At 39.9% G+C, this 16,159-nt stretch carries 21 protein-coding genes; 13 read left to right on the top strand and 8 right to left on the bottom strand.

Features of this window, described 5'->3' with window-relative positions; all coding sequences use genetic code 11:
• Window positions 1–54: 54 nt before the first annotated feature.
• The 4 genes from ABHN01_RS00950 to ABHN01_RS00935 form a co-directional block, all read right to left on the bottom strand.
• On the bottom strand, window positions 55–888 hold the full coding sequence (locus tag ABHN01_RS00950) for a conjugal transfer protein TrbL family protein (protein ID WP_429874003.1): 834 nt from the start codon (window positions 886–888) through the stop codon (window positions 55–57).
• Window positions 889–946: 58 nt separating this feature from the next.
• Complete coding sequence (locus ABHN01_RS00945; protein WP_429874002.1) at window positions 947–2,968, bottom strand: VirD4-like conjugal transfer protein, CD1115 family; 2,022 nt, start codon at window positions 2,966–2,968, stop codon at window positions 947–949.
• A gap of 18 nt (window positions 2,969–2,986) precedes the next feature.
• Window positions 2,987–3,718 carry a hypothetical protein gene (locus tag ABHN01_RS00940; protein WP_429874001.1) on the bottom strand — a complete coding sequence of 244 codons (732 nt, stop codon included), beginning with the start codon at window positions 3,716–3,718 and terminating at the stop codon, window positions 2,987–2,989.
• Between the two features lie 261 nt (window positions 3,719–3,979).
• Complete coding sequence (locus ABHN01_RS00935; RefSeq protein ID WP_429874000.1) at window positions 3,980–4,459, bottom strand: hypothetical protein; 480 nt, start codon at window positions 4,457–4,459, stop codon at window positions 3,980–3,982.
• A 447-nt stretch (window positions 4,460–4,906) separates the two neighbouring features.
• Between ABHN01_RS00935 and ABHN01_RS00930 the strand changes: the two genes are divergently transcribed.
• Entirely contained in the window at window positions 4,907–5,551 is a 645-nt protein-coding gene (locus ABHN01_RS00930) for a hypothetical protein (RefSeq protein WP_429873999.1), read from the top strand.
• Between the two features lie 44 nt (window positions 5,552–5,595).
• Here the strand turns inward: ABHN01_RS00930 and ABHN01_RS00925 are convergent, their stop codons facing one another.
• The 4 genes from ABHN01_RS00925 to ABHN01_RS00910 are packed head-to-tail and all read right to left on the bottom strand — an operon-like array spanning window position 5,596 to window position 8,327.
• Window positions 5,596–6,078: a hypothetical protein gene (locus ABHN01_RS00925; protein WP_429873998.1), complete on the bottom strand. Its 483-nt coding sequence runs from the start codon at window positions 6,076–6,078 to the stop codon at window positions 5,596–5,598.
• Window positions 6,079–6,128: 50 nt separating this feature from the next.
• Window positions 6,129–6,866 carry a hypothetical protein gene (locus ABHN01_RS00920; protein WP_429873997.1) on the bottom strand — a complete coding sequence of 246 codons (738 nt, stop codon included), beginning with the start codon at window positions 6,864–6,866 and terminating at the stop codon, window positions 6,129–6,131.
• Between the two features lie 2 nt (window positions 6,867–6,868).
• Window positions 6,869–7,744, bottom strand: coding sequence for a hypothetical protein (locus ABHN01_RS00915; RefSeq protein ID WP_429873996.1), 876 nt, complete (start codon window positions 7,742–7,744; stop codon window positions 6,869–6,871).
• Window positions 7,745–7,790: 46 nt separating this feature from the next.
• Window positions 7,791–8,327, bottom strand: a complete 537-nt coding sequence (locus ABHN01_RS00910; protein WP_429873995.1) for a hypothetical protein — start codon at window positions 8,325–8,327, stop codon at window positions 7,791–7,793.
• Between the two features lie 426 nt (window positions 8,328–8,753).
• Here ABHN01_RS00910 and ABHN01_RS00905 point away from each other — a divergent pair, with 426 nt between their 5' ends.
• The 12 genes from ABHN01_RS00905 to ABHN01_RS00850 all read left to right on the top strand — a co-directional run bounded on the left by ABHN01_RS00905 (window position 8,754) and on the right by ABHN01_RS00850 (window position 16,123).
• Window positions 8,754–9,011, top strand: coding sequence for a hypothetical protein (locus ABHN01_RS00905; RefSeq protein ID WP_429873994.1), 258 nt, complete (start codon window positions 8,754–8,756; stop codon window positions 9,009–9,011).
• Between the two features lie 243 nt (window positions 9,012–9,254).
• The gene (locus tag ABHN01_RS00900) at window positions 9,255–9,437 is read left to right on the top strand and encodes a hypothetical protein (protein ID WP_429873993.1); all 183 of its coding nucleotides are present in this window, start codon (window positions 9,255–9,257) and stop codon (window positions 9,435–9,437) included.
• Window positions 9,438–9,439: 2 nt separating this feature from the next.
• Window positions 9,440–9,703, top strand: a complete 264-nt coding sequence (locus ABHN01_RS00895; RefSeq protein WP_429873992.1) for a hypothetical protein — start codon at window positions 9,440–9,442, stop codon at window positions 9,701–9,703.
• An 86-nt stretch (window positions 9,704–9,789) separates the two neighbouring features.
• A complete protein-coding gene (locus tag ABHN01_RS00890) occupies window positions 9,790–9,897 on the top strand; it encodes an anti-repressor SinI family protein (RefSeq protein WP_429873991.1) in 108 nt (35 codons plus the stop codon).
• Between the two features lie 37 nt (window positions 9,898–9,934).
• Window positions 9,935–10,342 carry a hypothetical protein gene (locus ABHN01_RS00885; RefSeq protein ID WP_429873990.1) on the top strand — a complete coding sequence of 136 codons (408 nt, stop codon included), beginning with the start codon at window positions 9,935–9,937 and terminating at the stop codon, window positions 10,340–10,342.
• A gap of 66 nt (window positions 10,343–10,408) precedes the next feature.
• Complete coding sequence (locus ABHN01_RS00880) at window positions 10,409–11,182, top strand: L,D-transpeptidase family protein (protein WP_429873989.1); 774 nt, start codon at window positions 10,409–10,411, stop codon at window positions 11,180–11,182.
• 84 nt (window positions 11,183–11,266) lie between these two features.
• Window positions 11,267–11,611: a hypothetical protein gene (locus ABHN01_RS00875; protein ID WP_429873988.1), complete on the top strand. Its 345-nt coding sequence runs from the start codon at window positions 11,267–11,269 to the stop codon at window positions 11,609–11,611.
• A 60-nt stretch (window positions 11,612–11,671) separates the two neighbouring features.
• Entirely contained in the window at window positions 11,672–12,082 is a 411-nt protein-coding gene (locus ABHN01_RS00870; RefSeq protein WP_429873987.1) for a hypothetical protein, read from the top strand.
• Window positions 12,083–12,110: 28 nt separating this feature from the next.
• On the top strand, window positions 12,111–12,659 hold the full coding sequence (locus ABHN01_RS00865; RefSeq protein ID WP_429873986.1) for a hypothetical protein: 549 nt from the start codon (window positions 12,111–12,113) through the stop codon (window positions 12,657–12,659).
• A complete protein-coding gene (locus ABHN01_RS00860; RefSeq protein ID WP_429873985.1) occupies window positions 12,640–14,520 on the top strand; it encodes a VirB4 family type IV secretion system protein in 1,881 nt (626 codons plus the stop codon). The genes ABHN01_RS00865 and ABHN01_RS00860 overlap by 20 nt, the downstream gene beginning before the upstream one ends.
• Before the next feature lies 1 nt (window position 14,521).
• Window positions 14,522–15,532 carry a lysozyme family protein gene (locus tag ABHN01_RS00855; RefSeq protein WP_429873984.1) on the top strand — a complete coding sequence of 337 codons (1,011 nt, stop codon included), beginning with the start codon at window positions 14,522–14,524 and terminating at the stop codon, window positions 15,530–15,532.
• Between the two features lie 57 nt (window positions 15,533–15,589).
• Entirely contained in the window at window positions 15,590–16,123 is a 534-nt protein-coding gene (locus tag ABHN01_RS00850; RefSeq protein WP_429873983.1) for a hypothetical protein, read from the top strand.
• Window positions 16,124–16,159 lie beyond the last annotated feature (36 nt).

Below are 16,159 nucleotides of genomic sequence, written 5' to 3'. Positions count from 1 at the left end.
ATTGATAATGTTATGATTATTATTCTTGATTTTCTATCTTTCATATCTTTCCTCCTAGAAGAATTTTTTAGATACGTATTTCGCGAGCACCATCTTTCCTGCGCCGCCTGCGGCATTCGCAAGTGTTCTCCCTGCACCTGTAGAGTAAAGGAAATTTCTTAACCATCCGGGGCCTGAAAGCACAAGACTTAAAATTCCGATCGCGATACAATAATCTTCAAGTTCTTTTCCAGTTCCGATGTAGTTGAATGCCAGCCATAAGGACCACACTTGAAACGGTTGTTGAATAGCGATGATCGTACATTCTCTCCACCACATCGGAAAAACGTTCATCTCATCATTGATAAGGGTATAAGCGGCAATAGATGAGAAAGCGGTCAGGATCAGGATTTCTCCGATCCGTCTCACATATTGGAACAGCAAGACGACAAACATAAAGGCGATAACGGTTATCGTCAGAACGATTGCGAGAGAGGCATCTCCCGGTGATTCTGTCAGGTCTTTCATGGTTTTGGTCGTGATCCCTTTGTTAACAGCCATCATCGTAATGGAATTCGCAGTCTTTAAAAGAACTTCAGTGAATAGCCACGGTGCACTTGTTGCGAACAGAGTAGCGAATATCGTTTTCACGAATACTTCTTGAGTGGATCGGCTTTGCATCGCGCCCCATCTTTGGAATTGAATTTTAAAGAGAGCGAACATCATAAACATGACACCCATTGAAGTAGATAAGATTAACATGGTCATATTCATTTCTTTGACAAAATCATATTGAGTTAAGTCGGTTGCTTTAAGCATAAATTTGTTCAACCATTTGAACGACATTTTCGCAAAATCAGAGTATAAATCGATTAACAGTTCTTTCAGGTTATCGGTAATATTAAACATCTTTATACCTCCATTATATCCATATTTTGATCATTTTAAAGCATATTAGATCATTTATTTAAAAAACAAGCGGCGGGAGAATGTTCTCTTCTTCTTCTGGAGTATCCGTTTTCTCGTCATTTACTTCTTCTTTAGATTCTTCTTCTTTCGGTTCTTCTTCTTTCGGTTCTTCTTCTTTTTTATCTTCTTCGACGGCTTTCATGATTTCGGCAAGTGTTGTTTTTTCTTCATAATCTTTCAGGATCGTATCTTCTGTCACGCGTTCAGGTTCTTCGTCAGGGAGAGAAGGTTCACGAGTGAAGAGATCGACAAGATAAGCCTCTGGATCAAATACATGATATTGGGATCGATCAGCATTCGGATATTTAAATCTCGATACTTGTTCACCCATCATGTTCTTGAAGTGATCCAGTTTAAAATACCAGGCTTTTTTTAATTCGATCGGATATGAGTTGTTCATGAATAGCAATGCTTTATTCTTATCCATTCGTAAAATCTCATCAGGCAACATCAGCGGCCTTCCCTGAACAGATTGGGATTCTCCGGCGGAGTTTCCTTGTCGATTAAAGGTTTCAGATTCAGAGTGTGTTCCGACCGTCGTTTTCCCGGTTAATTCCGAGAAGTATTTCGCGGATTCTAATTCTTTCGTACCGAGCAAGGTAACGAAATCACAGTTATCGATGATTTCATTTGCTTTTTCTTTTCCATATCGATCTCGTAATTGTGCGAGAGATTGGATCACGATATCAACAGCTATTCCATAAGATCGGGTCGTCGATAGTCTTTCTTCAAAGTTCGGAAGTTTACCGATGTTTGCGAATTCGTCTAGTTCCAAAATGACAGGAACAGGCAGTTTGTTAAAATGCTTGTCAGCGAGTGAATAGAGTTCTGAGAATAATTGAGTGAAGAAGGTCGAGATTAGTGGTCTTAATTCTTCTTCTGCAATCGGAAGGATCACATAAACGATCGTTTTCTTTAATCCGATATCTCCGAGCAGAAAATCTGATTTTTGAGTGAATTCACAGACCGAATGGTATTTCCAGAGATCAAGGGAAACGAGCAGGGAGATAAATACGTTTGCCCTGACTTTATCATCGAGTTTTTCAATGGCCTGAGCATAAGAACGATACCCGATATGATTCTTTGGCAGCTGCCGGAAGATTCGATGAACATTTTTATAAGATTCGGTCGCGAGATTAAAGACAGACCCGAAATGATGTTCTTCTTTCGGTCGAGTGTATTTGATGTAAAGAATGAACGCAGATAAAAGGGAAATTTCCGCCTTATCCCAAAAGTCACCTTTCAGTTCTTTTGAGTTCCCTCCAGAGTTCATAATGATTGTTTGAGCAACCTTTTTCGCGTCCGTTTCTTCTTTAATGTAATCAAACGGATTATAGCGATCCGAGATTTTAGTGTCTTTAAAGTTTACGAGTTTCACATCATATCCTTGTTTTCGTTTCGCCTCCGATGTCTTTTCATACAATTCGCCTTTCGGGTCAGTCACGACAATCGATGATTCTCGATTATGAAGGATATTCGGAATGATATGACTCGCGGTTTTACCGGCACCCGAACCACCGACGATAAGATTATTTCGGTTTAATTGACTTTCCATACTTTGGATCACAGGACGTTTAGAAAAGAAGTTTCCATAGTATCCGATAAATTTACCTACTTGATTGATATCAGAGACTAAGTTCGGTTCTTTCATAATCTTCTTATATACTTCTCGTTTCTTAGCCCACCTGGACGTTCCATGTGCGCCATATCTCGATCGATCTTCATATTTCCCTTTACGTCCTTCGTACAGGTCTTTTACGATCATTGCGGCAGTAGCAGCCAGTACCCAGATTTGAGCATCGTTATACGTTTGATTAGATAAAGCGAGTTGGATATTCTCAATCGGGTGGATCAAGTATTGATAAAGTTCAGCGGGATCATGATTGTTCCGTGTGTTTAAATATTCTTTTAAGTGAGGCGCGGTATTCATTAGATAAGCGAGAAAGTAATCAGCCCCGGCACCCAGAGGAATGTTTGTAAGTAATGCCTTTTTAATTGCTTTTGAATCACGATTGAACATAGTATCATCCTTTCTTTTTTATCGGGATCGTTGTCCCTGAGCACGTTCACGCGCCCTTTTCTCTTCTTCCAATCTTCGATTCATCTCATAGAACAAAGAATCGATGAACGTTGTATCAATCGGTTTTGAGAAGATCGGGTGTTCGTGGGTTCGATATCGATCGAATTTTTTCTCGTAATCATAATTCAATTCAAAACCCCTTATTTGATCCAGTTCTTCTTTGAACGTCTGTTTTAGTTCTTTTACTTCCTCCCATTTGATCGGAAAGAATTTTTCAACCCCGTCGCGATCTGTATAAGAAGCCTTTAAAGCAACGTGAACATGAGGATTACCTTTTTTTTGGTGTTGAGCTGCAACCCATTCTAATCGATATCCTTTCTTTAGTTCAAACCGTTTCATCGTGTTACGAACGGCGGTTTGATAATCTCCTGCTACCTCGAATCCAGAGCGATCCCATTCATCTTGAGACATGGAAAAGAGTAAGCGATGTATATAGGGTTTATATGGAGATCGTAAAGGTCTGCTGTTATTCACAGAATCTAAGAACGTTTCAACATCGGCGCGATCTTCTTTTTCAGAGAAAACCCCCTTTTCATCCAGAGCGTAAGTTTCACGAGATCGGAAAGCGATGTATCGAACATGTTTAGCGGTATCTTGCCAATCTTTCAAAAACGAGTGAAGGATTCCTGACATCTGATCACCTTCTATTAATTTCTGTTTTGCATCGAGTACAGATTCGATCAGGATCATAAATCGAAATCTTATGTCCTTTCCGTCTGCAAAAGATCAATCTCATTAATCGTTTTTTTATGGAATCACACCCTCTTTCCCTCTAACCCTCTGTTTAATCATATTTAGGTATAGTGGATTATATTCGCGAAACGAGAATACAGGACGATTAACGAACGGCCTTGTTCCACCATTTTTTGAACATCTTTTTAATCAGGAATTTCACATAAAAATAAATGCCACCGATCACAGCGAGGATTAAAAAAAACGTTATATCGTTCATTAATGAGTAGCCTCCTTTTTCTTCTTTCTGCGATTGGAGATATCCGTTCGCGCATAGGATCGCATATCTTCGATCATCTTAAAACCATCCTTCGTATAATCGAATTGTTGTGATTCTTTAATCGGGGAAGGTTTCACCAGGCGTTCGTCCAGATGTGAAACAAGGGTTCTTTCTGTACCCTGTAAACTCAATTTGTGGAACGCGGGTAATCCATACAGGATGGACTTTACATCGATATCGATGGAGTTTAACATAGCAGCCATTCGGTTAACCTGAGCATCAACAGCAAGTTTTACAGCGTCACCGATCCGGGGTGCATAAATATCATCGACGGTTATTTGCCCATCTTTTGCGATGAATTGTTTCAGAAGTTCTTCCAGACCATCAGCTTGATCGATATCTCGTTTTTCGCAAATCTTAACGAATTCGTTCACCAAACTTTGATCGACTTTAAAGTATTTACCTATTCTTTTGCCCATTAAATTGCTCCTCTCGGGGGGTTTGTTGGTAAAACCCCGTATTTTTGCTAAAATGAAGGGGGATATCCGCCAAATCCCTTCTTGTTTATAGTATAGCAGATCATGGATATCTGTGCAAGTATCGGGGATAGCCGAAAAACACCATGCGTAGCATGGTTTCAGACGAGATGGATATCTCGTTTCACTCTGCCACCCCTCTCCCCATGCGTTCGCATGGGATAGAGAGGGGGGAGGTCAGGGGGCGCAAGCGCCCCTGCTCTCCGCCGTGTCTTTCCCCCGATCGTGGGGAGAGACCAGGCGATGTTTTGGCGAATCTTTCGCGAAGCGAAGTGAGTTGCTTTTGATCTTCCTGCCCCCTGAGAAGGGGGGTAGGCGTGATTTTAGTTTGAAGGTATGGTCTCAATAATCTACACTTAGCATAAGAGATGAAAGGAAGGTGATGAGGAAATGGGAAGAATTAATCGAGGCAACACCACGAAGTTATCGATCAAACTGTCCGCACGAGCAAGACAGAATATCGATGCGGCGAAGAAAAATTTAAACCTGTCAGCAGCCGGAGTCATTCTTTTTGAATTAACAAAGATTATGGATAATCCTCCTTCCAGAACCGAAGTCTTATCCTTGGAGTCGAAGATCGATCTCGAAAACAGACATTTTCCTTTGACCATTAATAAAAAGATATCCGAAATGGTGAACAAGCTGGCGGACGATTACGACATGAAAAAGAACGTTTTATTCGGGTTGATCGTCTCCAATCATTTCGAAAATATGGACATCGAGACGCGCTCAGATGCCAATCCAGATAAGTTATTTATTCAGGTTAACGAACAATTAAAAAAAAAGATGATTGATTACAGCGAAGAGAATTATATTGCTATGAGCGGATTGGTCTCATATGCGATCCTACAAGGCCCGTATGAGGGTTTTCCGCGTTATGAAGGGGATGAGACGGGGGATATGTTTACCTCCGTACCGTCGTATATCAAGGAGATCGTAAAGCGAAGATCACAGGAAATGAACATTCGAGAGCATTTCTTTATCAGTCTATGTCTTTATAAACAGTTTTTAAGCGAGGAAGGGCGTTTTACATGAAAAAAAGGGGGGCGATGGACGCCCCTCTTTCTATTTGTAAGCAATTAAATTGTAACGGGGGATAAATGTATCTCTTTCGTGAAATAGGCGGTAGATTGAGCGGGACGGTTGTCTGAATTATCGAATCGGTCGATATAAGTGTTCAGCAGCTGCATAAATTCGTCTCTCGGGATTTCTTTTGAGTCTAAGAAGGCCGGCCCCAATTCTTCATTTTTGAAATAAGAGTCGATTTCGAATTGGATTGTATAACCCGAGTCTTTCAATCTTTCTAGGTCTGGGGTGAAGTGCATTCCTTTTTCTTTCGAGATCGAGCAATGGATCAAACTCGTGAGCCAGTACGATGATCCGTTCTCTAAGTAAAGTTTTTGATCTGCCAATTCGTCAGCGGCGAAAAGTTTCTCATTTCCGTCAGCATCAAAGACTTTAAACAGGACAAAGATCGTTAATCCTCCGATCGTTTCATCGTTATGAGTAAAGGGGTCGTGTGCCAGGAACATATAGTCATAGCCTAATCGATAGTGTTTCATAGTGTTTCCTCCTATTCGGAATCAAGGATAATATTACTCCTTTTCTCCATTTAAATTGTTAGTTCCATTCCTACATCTTTTTGAATTTCATCTTTAGTAAGTTTTGCCTGATTCGCAAACGACAGGGCCTTCCTCGGATCAGCAAATCCACCTTTATATTCAATGGAGTCATTCTTCGGATCGATACCGGCTACAGCGAATTCGTTTTTGGTTTTATCTTTTGCGATTACGATATGGACAGTATCTTGACCGTATTTCACATCGAACCCTCCCAGGATTTTAGCGTTATACGCCTTTTCAAATCCATCTTTTATATCTTTTGGAAGAGTAGAATCTTTCTGTTCTAATTTGTTATCAATCTTTTGGGTAAAGTCTCTCATCTTATCCGTGATCTCCAGTACAGATTCACGCACCTTCATTTGAGCGAGGTTCTTTACATCCGATATAGAATCTTTGATGTGATCTTTACGATCCGTGAACGCGTCTTTAATTTCCTGAATTTTATCCTGAATCTTATCGATGAATTTATCGAGAGTGTCATGGAGTTTATTATTTAAATCCCTTGCTAATTCGATAGGTGAAGTTTTATTCTGTTCACGTTGTTTCATATAAGTATCCATCAAGTCTTTTACTTCTTTAAAATGGTCAGCCAACATTGACGACATTTCATCTTTAGTGATAAAGGATTTTCCATCAGGTGTACCTTTGATTTCTTTTATGATCTCTTGAAGCTGCTTATCATGATTGTTAAGTGATTCTTGAATATTATCAAATTTAGTTTTGGCCATTATTAAATCCCTCCAGTTTCATCATGAAAAGTTAATGTCGTGTTTACCGGTTTAATAGAAAGAATGTTCTTTTTGATCCATTCGATCTTAGGATGAACGGTAGCACCAAGATCATATCCGAGAGCACTCATAATTATGCGAACGCTCGGTTCGTCGATAAGTTGAGTTTTACCATCGAACATAGGATTGAGCCAGATTTGCCGGTTATCTTCTCCAAACAAAATGAATTTATAAAGAGATCGTCGCCCGATCATTGTAGTAGAGAATCCGGTATATCCATGTTCTTTTACATCATCATAGGAAGCGAAGATCAAACATTGTTTCACTGATCCGAGGAAATGAGATTCATAATGTTTAGTAAATTCGATCGTATCTTCTAAGTCCGAATATTTCTCTTTATGTTGAATGATTAGGTTTCCATCTTTAATAAGGATGTGTCCTTTATTTAAAGTTGGGTTATCGGTATATTTACTTGATCCATCACCAATAAATTCATAGGTTCCATCTTCTTCTTGTTTCCGTTCCAGTTCATAAACATGACGGTAGAATACTTGATGAATGATCTCCCTCGGAAGTCCAATGTCTTTCAAAATCTTCTCGCTGCCATGAGGTCCCTCGCCCCCATAACCACAATTACATCCATCGATCCAGAGTTCATCACCCCAATGATTTCTTATAACCAATGAAGGGGCGATCACAGAAGATGTACCATCTGAGTATTCATGGTTTGATTGTTGAAAATATCCTCGTTCGATCATATCCGTATCATTGCGAGTAATCAGAATGTAAGTCGGATCAGTGAAGTCCTCCTTATGATTGTTCCAAGTTGCAATGCTTTTTCGTGTATTTCCACCTTCAAGTTTAATAATTTGTGTCACGTTCTATTCATCTCCTTTTGATTTGTTTAAATAGGAAGTTCTTTGTTTATCGATCAAAGCCTCGATTCAATCCTTCTATATGAACGACCTTCTCCCTGGTCTCCAGTTGTTTCATATTAAAATCCGGTTTATCGAATCTTAATCGATTAGGATCGTTAAATTTGATATCGCGATCTTTAATTTCGTCAGTGAGATCAACGGCGGTTCTTTTCCTCTGGAATCCTCCTTTAGAGAAAACATCTTGTGTATCCATGTTTACAAAAGCGACACCGTAACGCCCGGTCTTATTATCTTTAATGACAGCGGCGAATCCTGACGGTGTATCCTGCGACATCTCGATCTTTCCTTTATAATAGCGTTCCAAACCATTCTTTAATTCAGGAACCATTGTATCGCTGTAGATCAATGGTCGTTCACGATCCCGATCACGTTCCGATTTACGATCCAGATGGCGGCGTAATGATCTTTCAGCCTCTTGTTTCGTCGGGAACGTGTAATCCGAATCCCTTTGCGATTTAACATCCCCGGTTCGCCCATCGCGAGTAAGATGTTTCTCTTCTTTTTGCAGATAAACCTTGTACATCCAATCATCTCCTTTAATTTGTGGTGGTGTTGCTTATCATCATTATATAGTATAGAAGATCAAAAAACCAGAATTATTTCTCGAAAAGAGAACAAAAAGTATTGCGCTTATTCCCATTCTATTGTATACTAGATTACAGAAGGGAACGAGGGTAAGAGGGTACGAGGTTCCCAACAAGGAAAAAAGGGGGTAACCAATCATCGAGCATTTATGGGATTATATAGTTTTTATGGGTGGATGTATTGTAATTGTCTTGTCAATCATTGTAATTGTAGTTGTTTCATTGCGAAGAGATTCAAGTTTATTACAAGCTGTTTTCTTTCTAATGTTGGGTATCATTACATTCCTTGTCTGGATCGATAAGATGTCAGTTTAATCTTCTATACAACAAATCGGAAAGACAGTCGTAAATAGGAGGAATTAAAAATGGAAATGATCGCAATCTATGTTGTATCGACATTGTGTGCTTTAGTGATTGTGGCTTGTATATTCGGGCGAAATATTTTAGGAGCAATACAAGCGATAGGATATGGAACGGCCCTTATTCTCATAATCAAGTATTTCAGAGAAATTTGTAAATGGGCGTCCTCATTAAATGAATTAACTTTAATCATTGGTTGTTTAGTTATCGGATCAATCATGTTAATCGCGGTTGAAATTCAATTGCAGAGGTATCGTCAATAACTGGACTTCGCCAGTATAAAGAGTGCATGAAGCGGAGAGCGTTCCCCCGGATCAGGGGGAGGTTGCAAGACAATATATGAATAAAGGGGTTGAGATCATTGTTGATCGAGGATTTTCTCTCCGTTGTTATAGGGTTTATCGGTCTCCCTATTCTTCTTGTCTGCACCATCTATGGAGAAATGAAAAAGAATAAATCTCATGTTTAATCTGAAATACTACAAATCTATGAAAGGCGGTGATGCAGTGGCAGGGAGGAAAGGAGAGGATCGAGAGCCGGAAACGAAATTAAGTTGTGATATCCCGGTCAAGATCAAAAACAGATTAAAGGTTGCAGCTGCTACAGTTGGAATGGATATGAAAGACATCGCGGCACTTGCGATTGATACGTATCTGGATGATCTGGAAGGAAAGAAGGTGGGGAAGTGAATTTGTCTATAGGTTATCGGTTTAAAGATAAGACGGCAAAAAAAATCATTAAAGAATTAAATAAAAGTTTTGTTTGGTTAGATGAGGCTGATATTTCAAAAGCACGATGGTACATCCGTGAACTCGATAGTTATTCTTTATTATCACCAGATGATGTCCAGTTGATAGATCGTATCATCCAAACAGGAAAGAAAAACAGGAATTTCATTTTTCGTTTATTTAGTTTAGGAGCGTTGTTCTTATTATCATTATGGTTAATTCTTTAGAGGGGGTGATGCCGGATTAAAAGTTTACATGAAAGGGGGTGATGCATTACAACAGACGAAAAGATGATTGCAAAAGGGGGGAAGCGATGGATGATGAGTGGATCGCATTAATGAAAGAGGCTAGAGATCAGGGGTTAACCCCGAATCAGGTCAGAGAAGTTTTAAATCGTTTAAAGTCTAAAAAATACAATTGATTTTAATCTACTATCTAAAAATTGGAGGATGATTCAGTTGAATAAAAATGTTAAAGCGTTAATATCTGCTACAGCTTTAAGTGCAATGTGTTTTGTCGGAGTTGATTCTGCTTCTGCTTCTAGTAGCACGATCAAGTCTTATAGCATCAATATAAAACATAAAAACGATGTGGAATATGCTAGGTTTTCTGTAAAAAGTTCTAAGCGTGCAGTTAAAAATAAGGTCAGTGTAACAGGAACGAAACACAAGAAAATGTATGTATATCTTCTGAAAGAAAAAAGAAAAGGTTCTTATGTAGTAGTAAGAAAGAACACTATCACTTTAACAGGGAAAAAGCTTTCTCGTACCTATGATTATGGAAAGAAATCCAAAGGTAAATATTCGATAAGAGTTGAACCTGTTAAAGCAAAGATCAAAGGTAGTGGAAAGGTTTATTACAAATAACCTTATTTCTTTTAATCTACTATACTTATATTAGAAAATTTAAATCACTGGGGAGAAATGAGAAAAATGAAAAAGTTAATCGTAACTACAGCAATCGCGGGAGCATTAATCGGAGGAATCGGCACAAGTGCGAGTGCCGCAAACAACAAATCATCGGACGATCTTATCATCATTAATAAAGCAGTAAACGAAGAAGTGTTCATTCAGGACGGGAAATTGAAATATCAATTCTCGGTCGCAACAGGAAAAACAAAGGATTTAACACCAGAAGGGAATTTCAAGATTGCCCAAAAGATTGTCAATCGTCCGTATTATACAGGAAAGATACCAGGCGGCGATCCAAGAAATCCATTAGGAAATAGATGGTTAGGTATTGCGATACCAAACAAAGGTTCAGCAGCCTCATGGGGTGGAGTTTACGGGATTCACGGAAACAATAACCCGGCATCTATCGGTACTTACGCCTCTGGAGGATGCATCAGAATGTTGGATGAGGAAATCGAGAACAAATTATATCCAGATGTTCTATTGAACACTCCAGTTTATATCACAAGTTCATATAAATCATTCGCTGATATCGCCAAAGAAAAAGGATATACCATCTTTTCTAATCCGGCAGATCAGATCAAGCGCACCCTTAAATATGGTAGTCGCGGAAATGATGTGATTGTTCTTCAAAATCGATTGAATGAGTTGGAATTCAGCGTCGGAAAAGTTGATGGGATTTTCGGAACAGGAACAAAAACAGCGGTAATCAAGTTCCAAAAGGAAAAGAAGTTAGTAGCTGACGGGATCGTCGGTACAGCAACAAAGAACGCGTTATTCTCATTATTCCGTTGACGATTACGGTCGTCGCATCGTTTCTAAAATTGTTGTTAAGTAATTTAATCTACTATAAAACAAATTGAAAAAGGAGAGATTTGAATGTTAAAAAATCTAAAAATCAAGGTATCCGGTGCAGTTCAAAAAGGTTATGCAATGGCAGCTACAGCAGGAGTCGCGTTATTTCCGACCTCAGCGTTCGCGGCGAATGCGAATTTCGAGGCGGGAGTTCAAGGAATCTTCGAAACAATCATCGATTTCGGTTTGATTCTCTGCCCACTCGCGGCGACGGCGATGGTGATGTGGTTCGGATTCATGGCGAAGTTCAGTACAGATCGCGGCAAAAAATCTGATAACAAAGAACATATCAAATCCACATTAGCAATCGCGGCATTAATCATGATGGCGGGCGGCCTTGTCAAATGGATTCTTGGGGCAATTGGTTAAGCAAAACAAAAACAAAAAGCACTCTAGCGATAGGGTGCTTTTCTTTTAAGGAGGTTCCAAGTGAGTAAAAGAGAGTTTTTAATACCTGAAAACGTCAGTTCTGATTATGAGATATTCCAGAATTTCACTTTAAAAAGTTTCTTATGGTATTTACCGGGATTTGCGATCGATGCGGCGTTGTTCTGTTTCGTTGAAGGTCTCTATCCCGTAAAGGGCGTCGCGGTGATTATATCTCTGGCTTTACCGTCAGCGATGATCCTTGCAAGGCCTGTCAGGGATAACATTCCGTTTTATAAACATTTGATGTGGTGGATCAAAGATACACAAAGCCAGCAAGTCTATTATTACAAGAAAGAAGGGATCAAGCTTGTTCAACCTATTCAAGAATTCGAAGAAAAAAGAGAAGTTGTCTCCAGAACAGAAGGAAGCACTATCCGCACAAGATTTCATACCTCTGAAATCTCTCGATAGTGGGGTTTATGTAACAAAAGATAATCGGATGATCCGGGCGTTAACAGTTTCATCGGTTAACTTGCAGCTTATGAGCGATGATGAGGTCGATGAGATATTAGAAAGTTATGCGGCGTTTTTGGGGTCGATCCAAGATGAATTCATGACTCAAAACGTCCCTCAGCCAATGAATTTAAAGTCGTATATCAAGGCACAGCAAGAGATTTTAGATCAGGATGATGATGTTCTCTATTTTCAGCGGTTGTTATTAGAAGATCACATCAAGTATTTGAACAACATCGAGACATCAAGCGAGATCATCAAGCGGCATCGGTATATCGTGATAAGTCAGCAGATTGAAGAGTTAAACGAAAAGGGATATGAGGATGCTCTTCGGTTGATCGAGACTCAAACAGAAGATTTCATCAACGGATTGAAAGAGGTCAGTTTAAAAGTTGAGGTCGCGTCAGATATCGAGGTCGTCCGGTTGTTCCATACTTTCTTTGATTATCAATCAGCGCAGAACGCGCCAATTAAAGATACAGATGTACCACAATTGATCATAGGAGGGAAATCATATGAAATTGAAATTGCGTAACCAAAAAGATGAAACGGTCACTGAATGGGGAAAAAAGAGGATCGAGCATATGGAGATCAATGATCTTATTGCTCCTTCCATTATTGATAAACGTCCGAAAGATCATATCCAGTTAGGCGAAAATTTCGCCCGGACGTTATGTGTGATCGAGTATCCGACAAGAAAGGCGGGCGCGTGGGCGTCTAAGTTATATCGATACAAGGGAAATGTAACGACCGTAACCCATTACAAACCCTATCCGGCAGATAAGATGATTAAACATTTAAGTGATTCGGTGGAAGAATATGAGTCGCAGTTGGATCAGGCATTAAAACCAAGACGAAGGATCGAAGTGAAAAAGAGATTGGATTCAGCGGAATCCATGTTGTCAAAGTTGTTAGAAGAGGATAACGCGTTGATCCTTCACGTTCATACTTACGTCCATATCGTGGCGGAGAGTCATGAGGAATTGGAACGGATTACGAAAAAGGTAAATAAAACCCTTAATAAGTTGGGATTAAAATCTCATATACCACACGATAATATCTTGCAAGCATTCGAGGCAGTTCTTCCAATCAATAAGAACACACTTCCGGAATATACTTATCGGAATATGGATGCGGACGCGGCTTCATCTTTATTCCCGTTCGATGAATCAGAATTATTCCATCAGTCAAAGGATGCGATCATGAAAGGAAGAAACAAGAAAACAGACTCAATTATCATGGTCGATCAAAAAGGTTTACCTTCTCATAATGAATATGTGGTCGGACAGACGGGGATGGGGAAATCGTTTTACATCAAAAAGGATATGCTTCGCCATTACATGAAAGGCGATAAAATCTTCATTATCGATCCAGAGAATGAGTTCAGCAGTATTGTTAATAAGATCGGCGGTGTGGTTCTTCACATTTCAGCATCAAGCGGTCATATCATTAATCCTCTGGAGATTCGTCCGAGAGCGGATCGCGCGGATATAAACAGCGAGGCAAAGGATGATGAGGAAGAAGAAGTGATCGAATTATTAAGCCAGAAGATTCAGCGGCTTAAAATTTGGTTCAAAACGATTAAGAAGGATTTAACAGTATTAGAAGGGGCGATCCTCGAAAACGCGTTGTTCAAGATGTATGAAAGTTTTGATATGAGAGTCGGAACGGATTTTACCCAATTCAAACCAACAGATTATCCGATCCTGTCCGATCTATTGAAAGTGTTGGAAGCAGAAGATCATCCGAAACTCGCGGATTTCATTGAAATTCTCAGAACGTACGTTACCGGGACCAATGCCAGGATGTTCAATGGTCATACAAACGTCGATCTAAAAAATCGTGTCGTCTCGTTTAACCTGAAGTACCTGGAGGATGAAGGGGATTCACAGCCAGCAGCTATGTATAACATTCTCTCTTATCTCTGGGATGAGATCACAGAAGGACATGATCGATTCATTAAATTGTATGTCGATGAAGCGCACAAGATGGCTGATCCAGACAATCCGAGAGCAATGAAATTCTTGTATCAAATCTATAAGCGTATCCGTAAATATTTCGGCGGTTGTACGGTTGCTACACAAGCGATCGCAGATTTCTTATCTGCAATTGAAGGAGCAAGAAATTACGGAAAGGCAATCATCGGAAGTTCTCTATCCAAGATGATCTTAGGATTAGAAGATGGGGACATCGACGATTTAAAACGATTCAAGGTCATTAAGTTGTCTGCTGAAGAGGAAAGAATCTTGAGGAAGATGGAGCAGGGGGAAGGGATTTATGTTGTCGGTCGAATCCGAGTTCATATCGAAGTTGATCACTCTCCATTAGAAATGAAATTAATAGATCCGAAAAAGTATAAAAAAATCTATGAAAAAGATTTAGGTAAAGGGGCTTAACATGGGATACATTCAAGCGGGCCTCTTTATCAAAAAGCATTGGAAGGAATGTATCATCGGCTTCTTGTTATTAATGACGATGGGTTTATCTCTATTATTTACACAGCCGGAGGATCAGGGGGAATATACAGGAGATGGAACGGGGGGAACAGCCAATGTCTCCCCTTTAGTTCGCAGATATGAACCTCTCGTCGCAAAGTACGCGAAGCAGTTCGGAGTCGAAGGATATACAGAGTTATTGTTAGCCAAGATGATGCAGGAGTCAGGAGGGAGGGGCGGCGATCCGATGCAGTCCTCCGAAAGTTTGGGGATGCCTCCGAATTCTATCACCGATCCAGAGTTGAGTATTCGCGCGGGAGTTTATTATTTCAGCAAGATCATTAAAGAAGCAAAAGGCGATGTCAAAATCTCGCTTCAATCGTACAACTTCGGCGGTGGATTTATCGATTACGCGTTCGCCCATGGCGGATATTCGAAGAAAGTCGCAATAGATTTCAGTCACATGATGGCGAAGAAGATGGGATGGAGCAGATACGGCGATCCGAATTACGTTGATAATGTGCTCAGATATTTATCTGGAGGCGTGATCGCAGGGAAACCAAACGAATACGGATTTGTAAAACCGATCAATCTTCCTTTAACGGATGAGTACGGAATGAGATATCATCCGATTACCGGCGTTTATAAAATGCACCGAGGAAATGATTATAGTTGCAATCAAAAACCTGTTCCGATCGCAGCTGCTAAAGCCGGGACCATTCAAAAAGCGGGTTGGCAAAACCCCTTTAATCATCGAGCGGGTTATGGTCAAAGGATTTACATTCAACATGATAAGAATCTCGTCACAGTTTACGGGCATCTTTCCAAAATGTTAGTCAAGCCAGGACAAAAAGTTGAAGCCGGACAGATCATCGGCAAGTGTGGGACGACGGGATCAAGTACCGGAATGCATCTCCATTTCGAACTACATATCGGCGGAGAAGCGGTCAATCCAACCCCGTATGTAAAATAAATAACAATAACGATATTAATAACTATAAAAATATCAATAATCAGGAGGACATTAATCATGTCATTAAAAACAATAATTATATCTTCAATCATCTTGATCATTTTAATTATATCGAACTTATCATTCTTATCGAGATACAACGAACAGAAGAAGGAGACGGCAGCTGTCAAACAAGAATTAAGAGAGGTCAAAAAGAAGTTAGAAGCAGAACGAGGCAACAAAGAAGATGTTTTGATCCAGTTGGGTGAAGCATATACGAAACATCTGTTCGTATCAGGAAGGAAGCAAGAACGCCTAGAATGGCTCCAGAAGCAATCTACACCCCGTCTGAATGGTAAACGTCTCAGGGACATGAAAAAACAGCATGACGAGGATTCTGAGGGTTCTCGTGATCTAGTATCCAAGATAACGATAAAGAAATCGATTTATAATCAAACAGCGGCGGATCGTGCTCAGGTAATCGTCACATTCGCGCACCAGTACCAGTCAGGGAGGGAGAAGGAGACGACGATCAATAAGATCACGTATCAGATCAAGTACATTAAGGGCAAATGGTTAGTCGATCAATTCGATATCACACAGGAGGTTTGAATGTTGTCACATGGCAACATTCTTTTTTTGTTTTTT

The sequence above is a fragment of the Fictibacillus sp. NRS-1165 genome, from assembly GCF_050468105.1.
GTDB classification, from domain to species: domain Bacteria; phylum Bacillota; class Bacilli; order Bacillales; family Fictibacillaceae; genus Fictibacillus_C; species Fictibacillus_C terrinigri.
Note: the sequence above shows the minus strand (reverse complement) of the source record. Positions and strands in the feature narration are given on the sequence as shown.